17 protein-coding genes are annotated in these 21,946 nt (G+C 49.9%); 9 read left to right on the top strand and 8 right to left on the bottom strand.

Translation table 11 applies throughout. The features are described 5' to 3' along the window. Positions 1 to 87: 87 nt before the first annotated feature. Positions 88 to 1,602, bottom strand: coding sequence for a fumarate hydratase (locus tag ACYP03_RS12280; protein WP_459780084.1), 1,515 nt, complete (start codon positions 1,600 to 1,602; stop codon positions 88 to 90). Positions 1,603 to 1,820: 218 nt separating this feature from the next. Here ACYP03_RS12280 and pabB point away from each other — a divergent pair, with 218 nt between their 5' ends. The 4 genes from pabB (at position 1,821) to ACYP03_RS12260 (ending at position 6,864) form a co-directional block, all read left to right on the top strand. Further along, positions 1,821 to 3,197, top strand: a complete 1,377-nt coding sequence (pabB, locus tag ACYP03_RS12275) for an aminodeoxychorismate synthase component 1 (RefSeq protein ID WP_459780082.1) — start codon at positions 1,821 to 1,823, stop codon at positions 3,195 to 3,197. Positions 3,198 to 3,244: 47 nt separating this feature from the next. After that, positions 3,245 to 3,883: a CoA pyrophosphatase gene (locus ACYP03_RS12270; RefSeq protein ID WP_248140675.1), complete on the top strand. Its 639-nt coding sequence runs from the start codon at positions 3,245 to 3,247 to the stop codon at positions 3,881 to 3,883. Between the two features lie 167 nt (positions 3,884 to 4,050). Beyond that, entirely contained in the window at positions 4,051 to 5,322 is a 1,272-nt protein-coding gene (locus ACYP03_RS12265) for a serine/threonine transporter (RefSeq protein WP_248140676.1), read from the top strand. 180 nt (positions 5,323 to 5,502) lie between these two features. After that, a complete protein-coding gene (locus ACYP03_RS12260) occupies positions 5,503 to 6,864 on the top strand; it encodes an L-serine ammonia-lyase (protein WP_248140677.1) in 1,362 nt (453 codons plus the stop codon). A gap of 66 nt (positions 6,865 to 6,930) precedes the next feature. Here the strand turns inward: ACYP03_RS12260 and ACYP03_RS12255 are convergent, their stop codons facing one another. From ACYP03_RS12255 to nfsA, 5 genes are all read right to left on the bottom strand, one after another. After that, the gene (locus ACYP03_RS12255) at positions 6,931 to 7,914 is read right to left on the bottom strand and encodes a DUF3137 domain-containing protein (protein ID WP_459780080.1); all 984 of its coding nucleotides are present in this window, start codon (positions 7,912 to 7,914) and stop codon (positions 6,931 to 6,933) included. 23 nt (positions 7,915 to 7,937) lie between these two features. Then, on the bottom strand, positions 7,938 to 8,501 hold the full coding sequence (locus tag ACYP03_RS12250; protein WP_459780078.1) for a LemA family protein: 564 nt from the start codon (positions 8,499 to 8,501) through the stop codon (positions 7,938 to 7,940). A gap of 587 nt (positions 8,502 to 9,088) precedes the next feature. After that, complete coding sequence (locus tag ACYP03_RS12245; RefSeq protein ID WP_248140680.1) at positions 9,089 to 9,682, bottom strand: acetate uptake transporter; 594 nt, start codon at positions 9,680 to 9,682, stop codon at positions 9,089 to 9,091. A 405-nt stretch (positions 9,683 to 10,087) separates the two neighbouring features. After that, positions 10,088 to 11,305 carry a hypothetical protein gene (locus tag ACYP03_RS12240; RefSeq protein ID WP_248140681.1) on the bottom strand — a complete coding sequence of 406 codons (1,218 nt, stop codon included), beginning with the start codon at positions 11,303 to 11,305 and terminating at the stop codon, positions 10,088 to 10,090. A gap of 218 nt (positions 11,306 to 11,523) precedes the next feature. Continuing rightward, positions 11,524 to 12,249, bottom strand: coding sequence for an oxygen-insensitive NADPH nitroreductase (nfsA, locus tag ACYP03_RS12235; protein WP_459780076.1), 726 nt, complete (start codon positions 12,247 to 12,249; stop codon positions 11,524 to 11,526). Positions 12,250 to 12,485: 236 nt separating this feature from the next. Here nfsA and ACYP03_RS12230 point away from each other — a divergent pair, with 236 nt between their 5' ends. The 5 genes from ACYP03_RS12230 (at position 12,486) to ACYP03_RS12210 (ending at position 17,998) form a co-directional block, all read left to right on the top strand. After that, positions 12,486 to 13,469 (top strand): porin, encoded by a 984-nt coding sequence (locus ACYP03_RS12230; protein WP_248140683.1) that lies wholly within the window; start codon positions 12,486 to 12,488, stop codon positions 13,467 to 13,469. A gap of 195 nt (positions 13,470 to 13,664) precedes the next feature. Then, positions 13,665 to 13,928, top strand: coding sequence for a GrxA family glutaredoxin (locus tag ACYP03_RS12225; RefSeq protein WP_248140684.1), 264 nt, complete (start codon positions 13,665 to 13,667; stop codon positions 13,926 to 13,928). A 184-nt stretch (positions 13,929 to 14,112) separates the two neighbouring features. Then, positions 14,113 to 15,795: an aspartate:alanine antiporter gene (locus ACYP03_RS12220; RefSeq protein ID WP_248140685.1), complete on the top strand. Its 1,683-nt coding sequence runs from the start codon at positions 14,113 to 14,115 to the stop codon at positions 15,793 to 15,795. A 179-nt stretch (positions 15,796 to 15,974) separates the two neighbouring features. Beyond that, positions 15,975 to 16,649 (top strand): response regulator, encoded by a 675-nt coding sequence (locus ACYP03_RS12215; protein WP_248141678.1) that lies wholly within the window; start codon positions 15,975 to 15,977, stop codon positions 16,647 to 16,649. Continuing rightward, a complete protein-coding gene (locus ACYP03_RS12210) occupies positions 16,646 to 17,998 on the top strand; it encodes an ATP-binding protein (protein WP_248140686.1) in 1,353 nt (450 codons plus the stop codon). The genes ACYP03_RS12215 and ACYP03_RS12210 overlap by 4 nt, the downstream gene beginning before the upstream one ends. A gap of 140 nt (positions 17,999 to 18,138) precedes the next feature. On the opposite strand, the gene fabV is transcribed toward ACYP03_RS12210, so the two are convergent. Both fabV and ACYP03_RS12200 read right to left on the bottom strand, forming a co-directional pair. Beyond that, a complete protein-coding gene (gene fabV / locus ACYP03_RS12205; RefSeq protein ID WP_459780072.1) occupies positions 18,139 to 19,341 on the bottom strand; it encodes an enoyl-ACP reductase FabV in 1,203 nt (400 codons plus the stop codon). A 281-nt stretch (positions 19,342 to 19,622) separates the two neighbouring features. Next, entirely contained in the window at positions 19,623 to 21,896 is a 2,274-nt protein-coding gene (locus ACYP03_RS12200; RefSeq protein WP_459780070.1) for an acyl-CoA dehydrogenase, read from the bottom strand. Between the last annotated feature and the right edge of the window lie 50 nt (positions 21,897 to 21,946).

Below are 21,946 nucleotides of genomic sequence, written 5' to 3'. Positions count from 1 at the left end.
AATAAGAGATTAAACCAACATGAAAAAAAGGAGCCATACGGCTCCTTTGTTTTTCAAAATATTTCTGACTGAACGTTATTTATTCGATCAGGCGTCCATTTCTGCAATTTTGACTTTCCAGATATCCGGACCTGTCTGGTGCGCATTCACACCGTCAGAATCTACAGCAACGGTGACTGGCATATCCTGAACGTCGAATTCATAGATGGCTTCCATCCCCAGATCTTCGAAGGCAACCACGCGGGATTGCTTAATCGCTTTGGCCACCAGATACGCAGCACCACCAACCGCCATCAGATAAACAGCTTTGTGATTTTTGATCGATTCAATGGCGATCGGACCACGTTCTGCTTTACCAATCATGCCGATCAGACCCGTGTCGGCCAGCATCATATCGGTAAACTTATCCATCCGGGTGGAGGTTGTCGGACCCGCAGGACCCACGACTTCATCACCAACAGCATCAACCGGACCAACGTAGTAGATAAAGCGATTGGTAAAATCAACGCCTTCCGGCAGACCCTGACCGCTTTTCAGCATCTCCTGAATACGCTTATGAGCCGCATCACGACCGGTCAGAATTTTACCGGACAGCAATACAGTTTCGCCGGACTTCCATTCCTGAATTTCTTCTTTGGTGATGTTGTCCAGATTTACACGGCGCGTATTCTGACCCACTTCCCAGGTCACTTCCGGCCAGTCTTCCAGCTTCGGCGGTGTCAGTTCAGCAGGTCCGTTACCGTCCAGTGTGAAGTGAACGTGACGAGTCGCTGCACAGTTCGGAATCATACACACCGGTTTTGACGCAGCATGGGTCGGCGCTGTCTTGATTTTCACATCCAGCACTGTGGTCAGGCCGCCCAGACCCTGAGCACCAATACCCAGCTTGTTCACGCGATTGAAGATATCCAGACGCAATTCTTCTTCCGCATTCTGCGGGCCGCGCTCCATCAGATCCTGAATATCAACGGATTCCATCAGCGATTCTTTCGCCAGTACCGCCGCTTTCTCTGCGGTACCACCGATACCAATGCCCAGCATGCCCGGCGGACACCAGCCAGCACCCATCAGCGGAACAGTCTTCTCGACCCATTCTGCGATGTCGTCAGACGGGTTGAGCATCACCATTTTGGTTTTGTTTTCAGAGCCGCCGCCTTTGGCCGCCAACTGAATTTCAACTTTGTTGCCCGGCACCATATCAATGTGCACAACTGCCGGTGCGTTGTCTTTGGTGTTGATGCGTTTACCCGCAGGATCGGCAACAACAGAAGCACGCAGCGGATTTACCGGGTTGTTATAAGCCTGACGCACACCCTCGTCGATCATTTCCTGCACGGTCAGATCGCTGTCCCACTGAACATTCATGCCGATCTTCACGAAACAGGTCACAATGCCTGTATCCTGACAGATCGGGCGATGGCCTTCAGCTGACATACGGGAGTTAATCAGGATCTGCGCCATGGCATCTTTTGCAGCCTGGCTCTGTTCTTTGTGATAAGCCTTTTCCAGGGCCTGAACAAAATCCAGCGGATGGTAGTAGGAAATGTATTGCAGCGCATCAGCTACGCTGCTAATCACATCGTCTTTACGGATGACGGTCATAGTTGCCCTCGTTGCTTATTGTCGTATTGCGCGCCTGCGATTTGACGGGTCTGACCCGGACTGGACAGTAGGGTGCCAGAGGCAGACCAGAGTCTTGAGCTGAATCATCAACAAACCGGAGAAAAGTCGCGGTGCAGGCGTCGCATTTTCATTTTTATGATACTCTTGCCCGCAATCTCGCGCTATGCGCCAATCGAACACCTGTCACAAAAAAGAAAATGAAATATTCTGCTGTCTCTCAACTTCAGGTTTTGCATCTGGACTATAGCAAGGATGCTATCCTGAGCTGGTTCGAACCCCTTTCTGCTTCGCCGTGGGCGATGTTGCTGCGCTCTGCGGCCGAAGGCCACCCGGACAACCGCTACGACATCCTGGTTGCCAACCCGCTGGCAACCCTCGAAACCCGCGGCGATACCAACACCATCACCTATGCCGACGGCACCCGGGAAATCAGACAACAGGACCCGTTCGCCCTGCTGCAAACTCTGCAAGCGGATTTACTGCCCAATGCTGAACCTGTAGCCAATTTACCCTTCATTGGCGGTACACTGGGCTACTTCGCCTATGATCTGGGCCGTCAGGTTGAAAAAATGCCGTCGCTTGCCATACAGGATATCCATGCGCCGGATATGGCTGTCGGTCTTTACGACTGGGCACTGATTGCAGACCATCAGACACAAACACTGACGCTAGTCGCGCCGGAAGTGGACTCTCGCCTTTCCTGGTTAACGCAGCAACAGGCGCAGCGCCAGCAGCAATCTGCCGGATTCCGGCTGACTTCTGAGTGGCAGGCCAATATGTCACCGGAAAGCTACCGAACCAAATTCGACCAGGTCCAGGCGTATCTGAAAGCCGGTGATTGCTATCAGATCAATCTGGCCCAACGTTTTCAGGCTGGCTACGAAGGCGATGCATGGCAGGCGTACCAAAAACTGGAACACAGTAATGGTGCGCCGTTCTCAGCCTTTATCCGTCTTGAGCAGGCCGCAGTATTGTCTGTATCACCGGAGCGCTTCCTGAAACTGGAAGCCAACCAGATTGAAACCAAACCCATTAAAGGTACCCGGCCGCGTTCTGAAGATCCGGCTCAGGATCAGGCCAATGCAGATGATCTGCGACATGCAGAGAAAGACCGTGCCGAAAACCTGATGATTGTCGACCTGCTTCGCAATGATATCGGACGGGTTGCGACACCGGGCTCTGTTCGTGTTCCCAGCCTGTTTGCCATAGAAAGTTTTCCGGCAGTCCACCATCTGGTCAGTACGGTCACTGCAACGCTGAACCCGGAACAGCATTCTGCCGCTGATCTGCTCCGGGCCTGCTTCCCCGGCGGTTCGATTACCGGTGCTCCGAAGGTACGGGCGATGGAAATTATTGAAGAGCTGGAACCTCATCGGCGCAGCGTTTATTGCGGCAGTATCGGTTATCTCAGCCGCTGTGGCCGTATGGACACCAGTATCACAATTCGGACGCTGATTACAGAAAACAGCCAGATCTATGCGTGGGCTGGCGGCGGTGTTGTCGCAGACAGTGAGGCAAACAGCGAATACCAGGAAACGCTGGACAAGTTGAGCAGGATTCTGCCAATCTTGTAACAGACCCTCAACATTTCGCCGGGAGGGGGCGCTGTCAGGATAGTTTCATGATCACTCAGCATCACATGCTCAGCCGTTTTCTGCTTGCCCAGCCCGGCCAGTATGACCGCAGCCACCACAGACGCATCAAACAACTTTTGCCTGACAGCAGCCGCTTCAAACCTGCGGCTGTGATGATTCCTCTGGTAGCCCGCAATGACGGTTATCATGTGATTCTCACCCGCCGTGCCCGTCATTTGAAACATCATCCCGGCCAGGTGGCCTTTCCGGGCGGCCGGTTTGAAATTGAAGACGGCGAACTGATGACCACAGCCATCCGGGAAACGCAGGAAGAAATTGGTATTCTCTGCGATAGAAAAGATATTCTCGGCCAGCTGCCTGCACTGCCGACGCTGAGCGGGTATATGGTGACCCCCTTCCTGTCAACCATCACCGCCGACTACCAGCCAGTTCTGGATCACAATGAAGTCGACAGCATCTTTGAAGTGCCCATCACCTTCCTCCTCGACCCGCGGAATATGCGCACGCAACATTTTATGTTCCGGGGACGATCACATACGATCTACGCGATCCCATACAAGGAATATGCCATTTGGGGTGCCACAGCGCAGATCGTCAAAGCTTTGTCACATCAAATATGGGTCGATATCCCAAAGTCAGTTCAGAATACAGACTCAAACTGCTGAACCTTTCGCCATCTGAAACAGATTTATAAAAACTTTTGGTGATCAAACTCTCATTTCCTTGCAACAAATGTTAAATAGTGAGCCAGTTTTTTCACAGATCATTTTTTCATACGCCAAATAAGGGAAAATACGCCTGTTCCTGTTCCCTATCTAATTTGGATTTTCCTATGCAAACAAAAACTGCAACTGTATCTGCGGCGCCAAAAAGCCGCTGGACTGCGCAGGATACAACCTGGGTACTCTCGCTGTTTGGTACAGCGGTCGGTGCCGGTATCCTGTTCCTGCCAATTAATGCGGGTATGAGTGGTTTCTGGCCACTGGTCGCAATGACCATTCTGGTTGGCCCGATGACCTATTTTGCACACCGCGGTCTGGCCCGCTTCGTGCTGTCATCTTCCAAGCCGGGAAGCGACATTACTGAAGTTGTTGAAGAACATTTTGGCGTGAACGCCGGTAAACTCATCACACTCCTCTACTTCTTCGCGATTTATCCGATTGTGTTGATCTATGGCGTTGGTATCACCAATACCGTTGATTCTTTCATGGTCAATCAGCTGGGCATGGAATCCATGCCGCGCGCATTGCTGTCTATCATCCTGATTCTGGGCATGATGTCTGTGATGGTCGCTGGTGAGAAACTGATGCTGAAAGTGACCCAATTCCTGGTTTACCCGCTGGTCGGCATCCTGCTGTTCATGTCGGTCTACCTGATCCCGGAATGGAACCTGTCTGCCGTGAGCATGGACACCATGCCATCTCTGGGTGATTTTGCGGTGACCCTGTGGATCACCATCCCGGTTCTGGTCTTCTCGTTCAACCACAGCCCGATCATTTCTGCCTTCTCACAAGCGCAGGCTCGTGACCATGGTATCCATGCAGAAGAGAAAGCATCACGCATTCTGTCCCGTGCTGCACTGATGCTGTTGGGCTTTGTCATGTTCTTTGTATTCTCTTGCGTACTGAGCCTGTCTCCGGAAGATCTGGCTGCTGCGAAGAAAGCAAACCTGGCCATCCTGTCTTATCTGGCAAACAAACACGATAATCCGTTTATTTCATATCTCGGCCCGATCGTTGCGTTTGTTGCGATTGTATCGTCCTTTTTTGGTCACTACCTGGGTGCTCGCGAAGGCCTGAATGGATTGGTTTCTAAACAATTAAAGTCGTCTGGTAAGCAAGTTAACGAAAAGAAGATTGACAAATTTACTGTTGTCTTCATGATTGCAACTATCTGGTTGGTCGCGACAGTTAATCCTAGTATTCTGGGAATGATTGAAACATTAGGCGGCCCGATTATTGCGACTATTTTGTTCCTGATGCCAATGTATGCAGTGCATAAAGTCCCTGCAATGAAGCAGTACAAGGGCGCAATAAGCAACGTATTTGTCACGCTGATGGGCCTGATCGCTATCTCAGCCATTCTGTACGGCCTGTTCTTCTAAGCGTCGCCTGTACAGCCTTACTGACAAAATACGTAAAAGAACCGATACTTAAGAGCAGGGGAGCTTTCATCGCCTGCTCTTTTGTTTTGACTATACTCGCCAAGGAAGGGGCGGGAGTTCATCAAAAAGATAACAGTCCTGGGCTGAAGCAAGACTGCTTCCCCGACTGAGGTACTACGCATGATCAGTATTTTTGATATCTTCAAAATTGGTGTGGGTCCTTCCAGTTCGCACACTGTAGGTCCAATGAAAGCAGGTAAAGAGTTTGTCGATGACCTGCGCGAGATGGGCACTATCAACGATGTCACCAAAATCACCGTTGATGTGTATGGCTCTCTGTCTCTGACAGGTAAAGGCCACCACACAGATATTGCCATCATCATGGGCCTGGCGGGCAACAGCCCCGAAACTGTGGATATCGACAGCATTCCTGGGTTTATCGCCAGTGTCGGCGAGACCGAACGTCTTCCAATTGCTGGTAACATTCACACGGTCGATTTCCCGCGTGACGGTGGCATGAATTTCCATAACACCAATCTGCCGCTGCATGAAAACGGTATGAGCATTCACGCCTGGGCGGGTGATGTAAAAGTTTACAGCAAGACTTATTACTCCATCGGTGGTGGTTTCATCGTCGATGAAGAACACTTCGGTAAAGATGAAGAATCTGAAGTTCAGGTTCCGTTCCCGTTTACGTCTGCACAAGAACTGGTGCAGCACTGTAAGGATCAGGGCCGCTCTATCAGTTCTGTGGTCATGGCAAACCAGCGCGCCATGCATACTGACGAAGAAATCAAAGACTACTTCTCCCGTATCTGGAAAACCATGCAGGAATGTATGGACCGCGGTATGAACGAAGAAGGTATTCTACCTGGCCCGCTGCGTGTTCCGCGTCGTGCTGCGGCACTGCGTCAGCAGCTGATTACTTCTGAACGCACCAACAACGACCCGATGACTGTTGTTGACTGGGTGAACATGTATGCGTTTGCTGTAAACGAAGAAAACGCCGCTGGCGGTCGTGTTGTGACGGCACCAACCAACGGTGCCTGCGGTATCATTCCGGCAGTACTGGCGTACTACGACAAGTTCATTCAGCCTGTAGGTGAGAAAGAGTACCTGCGTTACTTTGCTGCTTCCGGCGCGATCGGCGGTCTGTACAAGCGCAATGCATCTATTTCTGGTGCAGAAGTTGGTTGTCAGGGTGAAGTGGGTGTGGCCTGTTCTATGGCTGCAGCTGGCCTGGCTGAGCTGATGGGTGCAAGTCCGGAGCAGGTCTGTATGGCTGCTGAAATTGCAATGGAACACAACCTGGGTCTGACGTGTGACCCGGTTGCCGGTCAGGTACAGGTGCCTTGTATCGAGCGTAACGGTATTGCTGCGGTGAAATCGATCAACGCATCCCGGATGGCCCTGCGTCGTGCCTCTGAGCCACGCGTGTCTCTGGACAAAGTGATCGAGACCATGCTGGAAACCGGTAAAGACATGAACGCCAAATACCGTGAAACTTCTCAGGGTGGTCTGGCAATTAAAGTGATCTGCTAAATCAGCAAATCATATAGATGAAGGGAGGCCATGCCTCCCTTTTTTTATTCTGAATTTCCCGGACGATTACGTTTTGGTCCAGATTCGGGTATTGAGCGCCAAATCTTCCACAATCCCAGTAATGAAATCCAAGTCCTGATAAATATCTTTCACGGCATCAAAATTGGCTGCAGACTGAAACAACTTGGGTTCAAAATACTCTTTTCGGGAAGGAATCCCGATATGTAAGCTGTCCCCAACGAAGGATAACGCGACACTTGCGTTGGCTTCTTTCCTGAAGGCAACCAGCCGCTGCATCAGTGAAGTCGAGATCAGATAACGTGCTTCAATCTGATCATCACTGTACACCTCAAAATGACGTTCAAATTCAGGGTCCTCCATTGCAACACGTTCACCAAAACCACTCCCCCCCAACAGATTATTCAGCGATTTTCCAACCGATGACCAGAAGCCTTCACTGTCAGGCGTGATATAAGTTTTACCATTGAAGTGTTTATTGGCATCTGCAATAAATAACACCCCTTTGAAGATGGTGTGCCAGGTTGTCCGCCTCTTGCCTTTAGAGTCTGTCCTGGTCGTCTTATACTGGGTATGAAGCTCCGAAAACTCGATCGCAGTTTTTCCCACGACGCCCCGAACGTAATCCTCCCCGTTGTAGCGGTGATAATGACGGCGATATAAGCCACTGGCCTTATACTTCTCAGGGGAAATATGATCGCTGGGTGAGTACTCAAAACTGTCGTTGAATGTTTTCAGCAGTTTTCCGACGACCTGTGTTTTGTAACCGTCCCGGTAGACATTCCATTTGAGGGAAACATAATAATACATCGCGAGTGACATCAGGCTGGGAAGCCAAAAGATGATCCACTCATTACTTTTTCCCGTAAACGCGAAGTACATCGCTATCAATAGGCTGGTCAGGATAGGCACGGCTGACAAATAACAACGTTTCACAGCTTCTTTTCGGATCTTGTCCAAGTCCTCTAGCTGGTCTTTCAGCGTGGTGTCAAAGAGTGTTTTGAGTTCCACCAGATTCTCTCTGGTTTCCATTGAAGCTTCCATGACACTCCCGATTATTTGTGGAACAGTTGGCCAACATTGATATTTTGTCTTTCCTGCTCAGGAATTTCGAACAAGACACGCTGCTTCAGGTTCATTCGGCTGGCAAAAAGACTTGAAGGAAACATTTCGATCGCATTATTCAGGTCGGTCACCGAAGCATTGTAAGCGCGGCGCGCGGCTGAGATTTGCTCTTCAGCTTCATTGATCGAACGCTGCAGCATCACAAAATTTTCGCTGGCTTTCAGATCCGGATAATTTTCAACAGCGATGTTGAAACGCGACATTGTGGCATTCAATTGCTTATCCAGCGTGACTTTCTGTTCGCCGGCCAAACCGTCGTGCTGCACCTGAGTCCGGAGTGTCGTCAGTTCCTGCAGCAATGAAGATTCATGCGCCATATAAGCTTTCACGCTCTCCACCATATTAGGAATCAGGTCAAAACGCTTTTTCAGCATTACATCAATCGATGCTTCAGCATTTTCCACCTGATTCTTCTTACCAATAAGGCCGTTATACACAGAAATCGTTGCGACGACAGCAACGAGCACAATGCCCAGTATGATCCAGATTCCCAATTGAAGTCCTCCTGTCAGTTCAGATTCGTCGGTATGCTGCTCAAACAGCATCCCTGTCTTTATTCTCAGACAAATCATCATAGCGACCAATTCAACGATTACCTGAACACAACCCTATATTTCACGACCGAAGAGCCTTTTTTATGCGCCACAGAGCAAATCTGAGCGCCCAGAGATGAGTAAAATTTCAGTCTGCGTCCGCGAATCAACTCACTGAAACATTGAGCGCATTGATGAAAACAACCAACGAGAGCCTGATCACTTCTCCTTATGGTCATAAACACTCAAAAATAGCTCGCAAAAATGCAACACCTGACGTCATCTCTGCTGTCTGTCTACGCTAATCACGATTTCCCGCTCAGGGACATTCACCGTGGGAAGATCTATCGGTCACCCTGTCGAAGCTGTCATCACATATCCGGCCCCTGCCTTCCCGCTTTATCTGCTGAGTTGCCTTGCAGAACCGGGATTCACAAACTTAAGCCACCCGACATCTGTCACCGTCCTGCCGATTCTCTGAGCGCAGATATAAAAAAGCCCCGCACATGCGTGCGGGGCAAATCGCAGTTATTCAACGATATCAAGAATTATGCAGCAGCTTTTAACGGCTCAGCAGCAACAACTTTACGCTCGCCAATTGGCAGGATCGTACGGCCGAACTCATTGTTCAGCACCTGAGCCATTGCAAAGTAAATTGCACTCGCACCACAGATGATGCCTTCAAAACCAGCGATCGTACCGATCAATTCGCTGCCTGTGAAATCACGCGCTGCCAGCAGGAAGAACAGAATCGTCAGCGAAGCAAAAACAAATTGTTTTGCACGCGGGTAGTTCAGAGAACCAATGAACAGGAAAGCAGTGAAGATGCCCCACAGCGTCAGGTACCAAGCCATGAATTTAGCTGGTGACGCTGGCAGACCCATTTTTGGCATCACAATCAGACCAACCAGAGTCAGCCAGAACAAACCATAAGAAGTGAATGACGTGGTACCGAAGGTATCGCCACGCTTAAAGCACATCAAGCCAACCAGGATTTGTGCCAGACCACCATAAAAGATCCCCATAGCCAGGATCATTGAATCGATCGGGAAAAAGCCTGCATTATGGATGTTCAGCAGAATGGTTGTCATACCAAAACCCATCAATCCCAATGGTGCCGGATTTGCAAAATTCGTAGACATTTTATTCCTCTACAGGAAAATTTAAATAAAAGTGATATGAATTAAAAAATTTGCGCAATATAGTGCGGCGCGAATTCTAATCCATGTCTGTAGGGAAAACAACGCTTTCTTTGTGCAAAAAACAACCTTTCAGGGAAAATAGCTGAAAAATCCGGATAAAAGTAAAGAACAAAAATATTCATTTACCGCGAAAGATGTTACCAAATGCATCTGAAGGCCGCCAAATCCCTGATGAAACCAGCATGTCAACCAACCTCTTTACGCTCGATGCATTCAGAGTGAAATACTGAGTTTTTGCAATTACCCAACACCCTGAAAACCACATTTCCCTGAAAAAATCATAAAAAAACCGCTGCATAAGCAACGGTTTGAAAAGGACATCATGTTTTCAGCAATTTTCGCTGATTACTGAACCTGAGCTGGTGTTTCAGAAGACTGAGGCGACGCAGCCTGTGGTTCGGTTTCCGCTGCCATTTTCGTCTCCATCGGTGGTAGCGGAATTGGTGGCGCAACCTCGGTTTGTTCAGCCAGTTTACCTTTCAGCTGGCTGATCTGACGCTGTTGCTGCATGACCAGTGCATTCAGTTCACGGATATATTTTTCCTTCCCTGCGAGCAGCTCTTCATCTGATGAGTTGTTCACAACCGCCAGCTTAACCTGCTCTGCATTGTCTTTAATCAGCCGCGCCTGTTCCTGGATCGGCTGATCACGCCAGTCTTCATCCTTCAGCGCTTTGGAGATCCGCAGTAACTTATTCTCAAACTCAAGAATATAAGCTTCATAATTGTCTTTGCTTAAATCCCGTAAGCGCTGCACTTCCAGTGAAATATGCTGAGCATGAGCCAGTTCGAAACGGATCACCCGAGTTGCCTGCTGAATGGCGTCAAAATCTCTGGGAGTGCGATCCACCAGCGCTTTCCCGGCTTCAATACTACGCTCGATTTGCGCATAGCTGGCAGGGGCATTGTCTCTGACATCCTGACGGCGCAATTCAATCATCATGGCTTCAAGCGGCGCAATGTAAATTCTCTTAATCGTTTTGACTTCCAGACTGTTGCTCCGGGAAAGGAACTCATCCTGGTCTTCCCGCGCTTCATTCAAGTCGCCGCTTTCAACAAGCGAGAACAGGCTCTCGTATAAACGATACAGTCTTGTGTATTCACTGCGGTAGTACTGCTTTGCGTCCAGCGACTCAAGATAATTCATCTGGGTAATCGCCGGCGACAACACCGTATCAGCGACTTTCTGTAATTTTTTCAGCTGATTCAAAGCACTTTCGGCATGTTCCAGCTCCAGTTCCAGCTGCTGAAGATATGTCGTTGATGAAAACAGAGAATAACTCTTATAGGCCGTTGAAGGCGTTGCCGTAATTTCCTGATAGATCTGTGAGGCCTTCTCCCAGCTTGCACTCAGTACCTGATAATTATCCGGAGAGTAGATGGCCAGACTTTGCGACTTTTCTATCTTTTGCTGCCAATTGCGGTAAGCGGATGTAGCTCGCTGAAAGTCCCCTTGTTCCGAAATGACAGTCGTATCATCATTGTTTAATTCAGATGTACTCGAGCAAGCACTCAAAAATACAGCAGAGAGTAGCATCAGGGCTGAAAGGCCCGTTCTTTTCATAAATAATTCCGTAATGACTTGATTTGCCAGTAAAACCATTCAGACCTATGGATGGCTATATCAATAATGCGACAGAAGTCCAACCAGTATGAAATATCTGAATCCTGCGATAGGTGAGCGATTGGTATCCATCGTCTTCCATTAGAAGCAGATGGATGCCATTTCTTCAATCATGCAAAAACAAAAGTGAGTGAATGCTCAAATAGTTTAACTGAAGCTTAACGGGTACTAAAGCCTTTACTTGCAAGGAAATCCTTCATAAAGGGTCTCGCCTGTTTGGCCAGAGTCGCCGTAATTTGCTCAGACCAGCTCACCGCTTTATTTCCACCGGTGCGGGTCTGATAATAGCGACGAACTTCCTCATCGTACTCCGACAACAGCTGACGCGGCAGTTCATGCTGATAACTGTCCTGATGAACCACCAGCGACTGCGGTAAACGCGGTTTTAACTCCGGATTCTGTTCAGGATGTCCAAGACAGAGTCCGAATAAAGGAATCACATGATCAGGCAGATCCAGCACCACCGAGACATCCGCCGGATGATTCCGGATCCCGCCAATGTACACCCCGCCCAACCCTAAAGACTCAGCTGCCAGTAAAGCGTTCTGCGCCATCAGAGCGGCATCAATCGAACCAATTAAGGTTTGCTCCGTAAAGCCAAGTTGCGCTTCGGGATGAATTTGCAGATGGCGATGGAAATCCGCACAGAACACCAGAAACTCAGCCGCAGCGGCGACATAAGGCTGATCGCCGGCCAAATGGGCAAGCTGCGCCCGCTTTTCTGTATCCACTACCCGGATAACACTGACGCACTGGATAAAACTCGAAGTCGAAGCAGCAATTGCACAATCCAATATCGTCGCCAGCATTTCTGCCTGAATCGGCTCAGAAGTAAAACGACGAATAGAGCGATGTGCGAGTATCGTTTCAATGGTCTGATTCATAATTTCTCTTCATCTGTTGGCATTGAATTGCAGACTCTATCATATGCCGAAAGTTCAGTCCCTTTTGACAGAGCGCTCAAATAATAATCAAAAGTTACACTTATCCCTTTGATTTGGCTGATGGAAATGTCACTAAAGTGACTTTTGAACAACATTTTTTTGTCATATTCCCCCTCTATTCTGCACCTCATCAAAACAGCCATAAAAGCACTCGTATATAAAGCAGGGAAATGACAATGAATAAAACAGTTTTAGCATCAGCGCTTCTGGTCGCGCTTGCATCGGGTACTGCCGCTGCCTCAACCACGGTGTATGAGAAAGATGGTCAGTCTGTCGAGATTAAAGGCCGTATGGTCGGTATGTACTACAGCTCTGACGACAAAGACGAAAAAGGCGATCAAAGTTATTTCCGCTTTGGCGCGAAAGGGAAAGCAGACATCAACAACGACCTGTACGGTGTTGGTGTTTACGAAACCGAAGTCAATGCATCTTCTAAGAAAGATGGCCTGCAAACGCGTCTGTCTTATGCCGGACTGGGTGGTAACTTTGGCGAAGCCACTTACGGCCGCCAGTATGGTGCATATACACTGATTTCAGACTATACCGATACTCTGGAAGAGTTCGGTGCTGATGCCAGTGGTACGGGCACAGACCGTTTCGGTACGGGTAAAGCCAGCTCTGTACTGAAGTACACCGGCGAGTTCAGCGGACTGGCGGTAGAAGCCAGCTACCAGCTGGACAACAACGAAGTGACCCAACCTGACGGCGATACAGCAACATCTTACGGCATCGCAGCTTCTTACTCGCTGCCAATGGGCTTTAAGGTAGGTGCCGGTTATAACCAGGGTGAAGGCGTTGACGGTTCTGACGATGCCAAAGTCGCTGCCGTGTCTGCTGCTTATGATGCCAACAACATCTACGCTGCTTTCCTTTACAGCACCGGTGAAAACTGGGAAGACAAAAAAGGAACTGAGTCAGACACAGACTATGATGGCTACGAAGTCGTTCTGGGTTATGACTTTGGAAATGGTTTCTCAGCACAGGCTGTCTATAACTTCCTGGAAGCTGATGCCGGTTCAAGTGTCGATGTAGAAGATTACTACGTTGTTGGTGCTTATTATAAGTTCAACAAACAACTGCGTACTTACGCAGAGTACAAAGCAGACCAGATCGACGGCAACGAAGACATTCTGGCACTGGCGATTCGCTACGATTTCTGATTTCGCTCTACCACTACTGCCACGCAAAGCCAGGCTGCCCAGTCTGGCTTTTTTCGTCTGTCTTGGAGGAAAGGTTGAGCACTTTGTTGCTCCCTGCTCTTCATCGGAATTTTCTATTGATGCAAATGATAATTCCGACTTTGACTGCTGACTGAGTCACGATATAGTAGCCCCACAAGACAAAGGAGAAGTTCTATGTTCGTCGTTATTTTTGGCCGCCCTGGGTGCCCTTACTGTGTTCGTGCAAAAGAGTTAGCAGACAAACTGAAAGAAGATCGTGACGATTTCAACTACCGTTATGTAGATATCCATGCCGAAGGCATTACAAAAGCGGATCTGGAAAAGACTGTCGGTAAACCAGTTGAAACCGTGCCTCAGATCTTTATTGATCAAGACCATATTGGCGGCTGTACCGAATTCGAAGCTTACGCGAAAGAAAACCTGGCTCTGTTTCAGTAATCACTGACGCAACCGGTCATCACATTGCGGGTTTTTACGTTTTTGTGAACCCCTGACAGAAAGGCTGTTTAATCAGCCTTTTTTGTGTCTCAAATCTCGAAAATCTATATCGCATTACATTTGTTTAAGATAAAATTCCGTCTCATATCTCTAGTAGAAAGCGCTGACTCCGGAAAAATTTGTTGTGAACATCGACGTTGCTGACCTGCTTCGCCAGAATGATATTCTGCTCCTCTTTGTAGTTCTTGCTGTGGGTCTTACGGTCGGAAAACTCCGAATAGCCCAGTTACAGATTGGGAACTCCATTGGTGTCTTACTCACCGCCCTCATCTTTGGAAATGCTGGTTTCATTTTTGATGCTGAAGCACTGAATATCGGCTTTATGCTGTTTATTTTCTGTGTCGGTATTCAGGCAGGTCCCAACTTTTTTGGCATTTTCTTCCGTGACGGAAAACACTATCTGCTGCTGGCATTAGTCGTCCTGATCTCAGCCATCACGATCACCATTACCATGTCGCACTATCTGGGTCTGGATCTGGGTCTGGCGACAGGTTTAATGGCCGGTTCACTGACCGCTACACCAGTTCTGGTCGGTGCGAAAGACGCTCTGAGCGGCGGCTTATCCAGCCTTTCTGACCCGTTAGTGATTCAGGAGCTGATTGACAGCCTGAGTGTCGGCTACGCAATGTCGTATCTCATCGGTCTGATCAGCCTGATTTTACTGGCAAAACTAATGCCAAAACTGCAGAAGCAGGATCTGGCCGAATCGTCGCAGCAAATTGCGAAAGAGCGCGGCATCGGCGAAGTTGCACAGCGAAAAGTCTATTTGCCGATTATTCGTGCCTATCGCGTTGGTCCGGAGCTGATCGACTGGATTGACGGCCGGAATTTACGTGAGCTGGGTATTTACCGCCAGACGGGATGCTACATCGAACGCATTCGTCGCCACGGCATTCTCGCCAACCCTGATGGGGATGCCATCCTGCAGGAAGGGGATGAAATCGCACTGGTCGGTTACCCGGACAGCCATGCCCGTCTGGACCCGAGCTTCCGGAACGGGAAAGAAGTATTCGACCGTGATCTGCTGGATCTGCGCATCGTCGAAGAAGAAATCGTGGTCAAGAATGACAACATCGCCGGAAAACGCCTGTCAGAACTGAATCTGGCTGAGTATGGCTGTTTCCTGAACCGCGTGGTTCGCGCTCAGATTGAAATGCCGATGGATCACAGCACCCTGCTCAATAAAGGGGATATCCTTCAGGTCAGTGGCGAGAAAAGCCGGGTACTGGGACTGGCAGAACGTATCGGTTTTATCTCGATTCACAGCCAGATCGCCGATCTGCTGGCCTTCTGCTGCTTCTTTATCATGGGTCTGCTGTTTGGTTCGATCACAATGACATTCGGCCAGATCACCTTTGGCCTCGGAAGCGCCGCAGGCTTACTGCTGGCCGGGATCTCACTGGGTTTCCTGCGGGCAAACCACCCTACTTTCGGCTACGTCCCGCAAGGGGCGCTGAACATGGCAAAAGATCTGGGCCTGATGGTCTTCATGGTCGGGATTGGCCTGAGTGCAGGTTCCAACCTGTTTGAGTCCATTACTCAAATCGGTCCGAGCGTCTTTCTTGTCAGTATGATGGTCAGCGTCATTCCGGTCATGCTGGCTTACCTGTTTGGGGCTTATATCCTGAACATGAACCGCGCGCTGCTGTTCGGTGCCATTATCGGTGCCCGTACCTGTGCCCCGGCGATGGACATGATCAATGAACATGCCCGCAGTACCATTCCTGCTCTGGGGTATGCGGGCACTTACGCCATCGCAAACGTATTGCTCACCGTTGCCGGTACACTGATCATCATCCTCAGCTAGCGTGCTGATTGATAACCCGGCTGACTCGCTTTCCTCAGAGTCAGCCGAGATTCAGACGTTCAATGATATAATCCTTCACAATTTTCCGGATAGGTTTGTCCCCTGCAGTCCGCTTTGTTATCAATCGGACTTTCAGAGCCAAGCCACACGCTTTTATTGCCTCAGGTAACTAAATTATGATGCGCATCCTGATAGTCGAAGACGACCCAATTTTGTGCCACCATCTGAAAACTCAGCTCAGCGAACTGGGCAACCAGGTCCAATGTGCCAATACGGCTGAAGAAGGCCTGTTTTTTGCTGAAAACTACCCCAATGATGTGGCCATCGTCGATATCGGTCTGCCGGACCGTGATGGTATCACCCTGATTCGTGAGATCCGGGACAAAGGACTGCGACTGCCAATCCTCATTCTGACTGCACGTTCAAACTGGCAGGACAAAGTCACCGGCCTGGAAGCTGGTGCCGATGATTATCTGGTGAAACCGTTCCAGAAAGAAGAGTTGGTTGCCCGCCTGAGTGCCCTGGTCCGCCGCAGTGCCGGCTTTATCAAACCGGAAATGATTGCGGGTGAAATCCGCGTCGACCTGCTCGCGAAACAGGTTTTTGTCAGCGAAAACCTGCTTGAACTGACGGCCTTTGAATACGAACTGCTTGAATACCTGATGCGTCACAGCCGTCAGGTCGTTTCCAAACAGCGTCTGCTGGATGTCCTGTATGAAGATCAGGAAGGGGATCCAAACACCATTGAGGTGATGATCAGCCGTCTGCGTAAGAAAATCAGCCAGACCGGGCAGGAAAACCCAATCTCAACCATTCGAGGTCAGGGGTATATTTTTGAGATTGCCGCGCAATGAAGCTGGCCATCTTGCCCCGTCTGCGACACCGGGTCATGATTACTTCGATTGCAATCATTGCCCTGATCACTTCGGCCCTTGCCTGGGTGATCAATGAACTCTACAGCCAGAGTTACATGGCGGCCTATTCCACGGATCTGGTCGCCCAGATGCCGCTTGTCGTGGCCCAGCTGAACCGGGCCGGTCTGATTAAAGACGTCGATAAGTGGATTGACTCGCTGGATCCCTCTGCCACCGACTACATGTCTGTCCTTTGTGACCGGAGTGACAATACCATGTGGCTCTCGGATGAAGCGAAAGCCGCTGGCCTCAGCGAGATTTGCAGCAGCCTGCCGGATGCCATGCAAACCCCGACCCTGGTCAAAGCCGAGAACGATCAAAGCTATATCGCTTACGATATCAGCCGTGACCGCGAAAACGGCAATGCCTATCAGCTGATTGTGCTTCGCTCCGGGACAGCTTATGAAACGTCATTAAGCCGGCTTCATCACCGCACGGCACTTTACCTCGGTCTCTTCGTACTGATCGCAATTGCATTTTTGATTGCCGCCTTTCACTGGAGCTTTCAGCCGCTGCGTAAACTGGCCCGGCAGCTCAATCAGGTCACTGATGCCAAGCGTGACCAGCTTGACAATAACTATCCGACAGAATTGCAGGACGTGACTCAGTCACTGAACCGGCTAATTCGGATCAGTAATGACAAAACGTCCCGTTACCGGCATGCCATGGATGATCTGGCCCACAGCCTGAAAACCCGACTGGCTGCTGCAAATGCTCTGCTGGATGATCACTCTCTGCCCCGCTGCGATCTGAACTACCGGATGCTGGAGCAAATCAGCCAGATGGATGATTTAGTACAGTACCAGCTCAAGCGGGCACTGATGGGCCAGCAGGGCCTTCAGAAAGACCGAACGCTGCTCAATCCGGTTGTCGAAAGCTTTGAAGGGATGCTGAAAAAGATTTACAGCAGCAAGGAAGTCACTCTGAAGCGACAGTTTGACGCAACCTTATGCCTGCCCGTTAACCGGACGGACCTGATGGAACTGCTCGGGAATCTGCTCGAAAACGCCTTTCGCTTTTGTATCAGCGAAATTCGTCTGAGTGCAACCCGGCATCAGGGCAAGCTCGTGATTCGCCTGGAAGACGATGGTCCCGGCGTCAGTGATGATATGCGTGAAGCTATTTTCCAGCGGGGTATCCGGGCCGATCAACGCAATCCAGGTCAGGGAATTGGTTTGTCTGTCTGCCACGACATCGTGACCTGTTATGGCGGGCGCATCTATGTTGAGAAAGCCAGCATTGAAGGGGCTGCATTTGTCATTGAACTGCCGGAAGACAATAAAAGCTGAGGCAAAAAATGACTGACTGCTGATGAGCCTGTGACATTTCACCTCCAGAATCTCAACAGCAGTTATCTGCACCCATTGATCAATACCCATAAAAAAACCGCCTTTCACGGCGGTTTTTTCGTTTTGTTTCAGTGGCGCAATTACACGTCCTGAACGTCGAATTCAACAATTGGATTCACATCAGCGTCATAGTCCACGCCTTCAATGCCGAAACCGAACAGCTTCATGAATTCATCTTTGTACAGCTGATAATCAGTCAGCTCGAACAGGTTCTCATTGGTCACCTGTGGCCACAGCTTCGTACAATGCTCCTGAATGTCTTCACGCAGCTCCCAGTCATCCAGACGCAGACGGTTGTCGCTGTCCAGCTCTGCAGCAGTACCGTCAGCTTTGTACAGACGCTGTGAGAACATACGGAAGATCTGCTCCATACAACCCTCATGAACGCCTTCTTCGCGCATTTTCTTGAAGACCATCGCGATGTACAGAGGCATCACAGGAATTGCCGCACTGGCCTGAGTCACAACACTCTTCAGAACTGCCACGTTTGCAGTACCGTTAACAGCAGACAGTTTCTTGCTCAATTCATCCGCAGCACGGTCCAGGTCCATTTTGGCCTTGCCCAGTGCACCGTGCCAGTAAATCGGCCAGGTGATTTCTGTCCCAATGTAGCTGTAAGCAACAGTCTTACAACCTTCAGCCAGAACACCAGCATCTGCCAGTGCATTGATCCACAGCTCCCAGTCCTGGCCGCCCATGACTTTCACTGTATCTTCAACTTCCTGCTCAGTTGCAGGCTCAACACTGGCTTCAATCAGTACATCTTTGTTGGTATCAACCGCGGTCGCCGTGTAGGTTTCACCCATAGGTTTCAGGCTGGAGCGGATCAGCTCACCACTGTCCGGCATTTTACGGACCGGAGAAGCCAGGGAGTACACAACCATATCAATCTGACCCAGATCTTCTTTGATCAGCTCGATAACTTTTTGCTTCATCTCGTGAGAGAACGCATCACCGTTCAGACTCTTGGAATACAGGCCTTCTTCTTTGGCGAATTTGTCGAATGCCGCAGAGTTATACCAGCCCGCAGAGCCTGGTTTTTTCTCGGTGCCCTGCTTTTCCAGGAAAACACCAATGGTTGCAGCACCGGAGCCGAAAGCAGCAGCGATGCGGGAAGCCAGACCGTAGCCAGTGGAAGAGCCAACCACCAGTACACGCTTCGGACCGTTCTCCAGTTTCGGCTGGGCCTTGGTGTACTCAATTTGCTCTTTGACGTTTGCTTCACAACCCACAGGATGAGTTGTTGTACAAATGAATCCACGAATTTTTGGTTTGATGATCATTTCGTTTTCTTCCTTTGTTCTGTTGCCCGTAGGATAAAAGGTTAGTCACTAATTCGCATCAGTTTTATGTTCGAAATCGACAAAATTAGCCAGTGGTTGGAGGTGTTGAGGCAGAATATTTGATATTGAGCCATGAGTTGCCGAAGAAAACCGCAGTCTGTCTGCATCTCATTTCCCCCGGAACAGAAGATATCATGGTCGATCGATAAAAAAATACCGCGCAAATGCGCGGTATATTTGACCACCAGGTTTATTCTTCGACTAAGCAATCAAATTGCTTATCAGGCAGCTTTCCCTGGCTGTAAGACGCCCTTTTTAAACGCTTCCGGTGCAAAGTGATCCACTTGGATCGCACGGGATCTCAATTGGTCAGCATTATGCACTTTCTCAACTTCAGCGTCTGTGATAACGCCCGCATCCAGAGCAATTTTCAGCTTCTCAGCCAGCGGCGCCTTGCGTGGCACGGTGCCAGCTTTCACTGCTTTCGCAATTTTACGCTCAACGTCACGCACACCATACATCGCAACAAATGCACGTTCCATAATCGCAACCGGATCGCCGTCTTTCTCACCGACGTAGCAATTGGTCGTCAGGCGATCACGCGCTACTCCCGGCGTCATCATGAGTTTTGAAATCGCCAGCTTCAGCTCATCCTTCGGCGCTTCATAATGAATCCCCAGCGGGAATGTCAGTGTACGCAGCACACGACCCACACCTTTACGCGGGAAGTTGTTGAAGACTTCATCGAAAGCAATACCACACTTGTGCAGGCAGTGTTGCAGCGCGTAATGCACCATAGGTAAGTCTTCCTGCTGACGCCCTTCCGTTTCAAAACGTTTCAGAACCGCAGAAGCCAGGTACAGATGACTTAAAACGTCACCCAGACGAGCCGAGACCATTTCACGGCGTTTCAGCTCACCACCCAGCGTCAGCATGGAGAAATCAGCAGCCACAGCCAGTGCACGGCTCATCCGGGACAGATGGCGGTAGTAGTAAGCCGTTTCACCTGCAACAGGTGCACGGTTGAGCTGAGAACCGGTAAACGCGTTCAACAGTGCCTTACTGACGTTACCCACTGCAAAACCAATGTGCTTGAACAGCAACTGGTCAAAATCTTTTGCCGCCTGATCGGCATCAGGATTCGCCGCAGCTTCCATTTCCTGCAGAACGTATGGATGACAACGCGTGGCCCCCTGACCGAAGATCATCAGGTTACGGGTCAGAATGTTCGCACCTTCCACGGTGATTGCCACCGGAATACCAATATACTGATTCGCCAGATAGTTCATCGGACCAGCCTGAATCCCGCGACCGGCATGAATATCCATCGCATCATTCAAAATGGTACGGGCCATTTCTGTCATATGGTATTTGGCAATCGCAGTCACAATCCCCGGCTTCTCTTTCATATCCAGTGAAGTCGTGGTCAGTGTGCGGGCGGCCTCCAGCATGTAGGTCATCCCGCCGATACGGCCCAGCGATTCTGCGACACCTTCAAAGTGACCAATCGACATGCCAAACTGCTTCCGAACATAAGCGTAAGCACCGGTAGTCCTTGAAGTCAGGTGGCCGACAGCAGTTCCCAGTGCAGGCAGAGAGATACCACGTCCTGCAGACAGACATTCCACCAGCATCCGCCAGCCGCGGCCAACGTAATCCTGACCACCGATGACCCAGTCCATCGGAATGAACACATCTTCACCCCGGGTCGGACCGTTCATGAATGCACCGCCCAGCGGGTCATGACGTTCGCCGATTTCAACTCCGGCATGATTTGCAGGAATCAGGGCACAGGTAATGCCGATATCTTTCTGGTCACCAATCAGGCCATCCGGATCCTGAAGTTTGAATGCCAGTCCCAGAACCGTAGCAACCGGTGCCAGCGTGATGTAACGCTTGTTCCAGCTCACACGGATACCCAGCACTTCTTCACCTTCGTGTTCGCCGTAGCAAACAACACCCATATCCGGAATACCACCAGCATCTGAACCCGCTTCCGGGCCAGTCAGGGCAAAACAAGGAATATCTGTGCCATCGGCCAGACGCGGCAGCCAGTAATTTTTCTGTGCTTCCGTACCATAATGAGTCAGCAGTTCGCCCGGACCCAGAGAGTTCGGCACCATCACAGACACCGCCGCACTCTGGCTGCGGGTCGCAATCCGAGTCACAATCGTTGAGTTCGCATGTGCCGAAAACTCACGACCACCATACTGCTTACCAATGATCAGTGAGAAGAACTTTTCTTTGCGCAGGTATGTCCATACCTCAGATGGCAAATCACGGTCTTCCCGAACAATCTGGTTGTCATCCAGCATTGCCAGCAGGGTTTCCAGCTCATTATCAATGAAATGCTGTTCTTCCTCGCTCAGCTTGGGGGTCGGATATTTCAGCAACGTGTTCCAGTCTGGTTTTCCGGCAAACAACTGGCCATCCCACCAGACACTCCCCGCTTCCATCGCTTCTCGCTCTGTGTCGGATAGCGGCGGCAGTACTTTCTTAAAAACCTTGAAAGCCGGATCACTGATGTAGCGTTGTCTCAAGCTTTTGTTACTCATGGGTCACGTCCTTTTGTCTCTCTGCCTCATCTTGGCAACATTTATTGTTT

The organism is Photobacterium sp. R1, assembly GCF_054600795.1.
The sequence above is the reverse complement of the archived record's forward strand: the minus strand, read 5'-3'. Positions and strand labels throughout refer to the sequence as shown.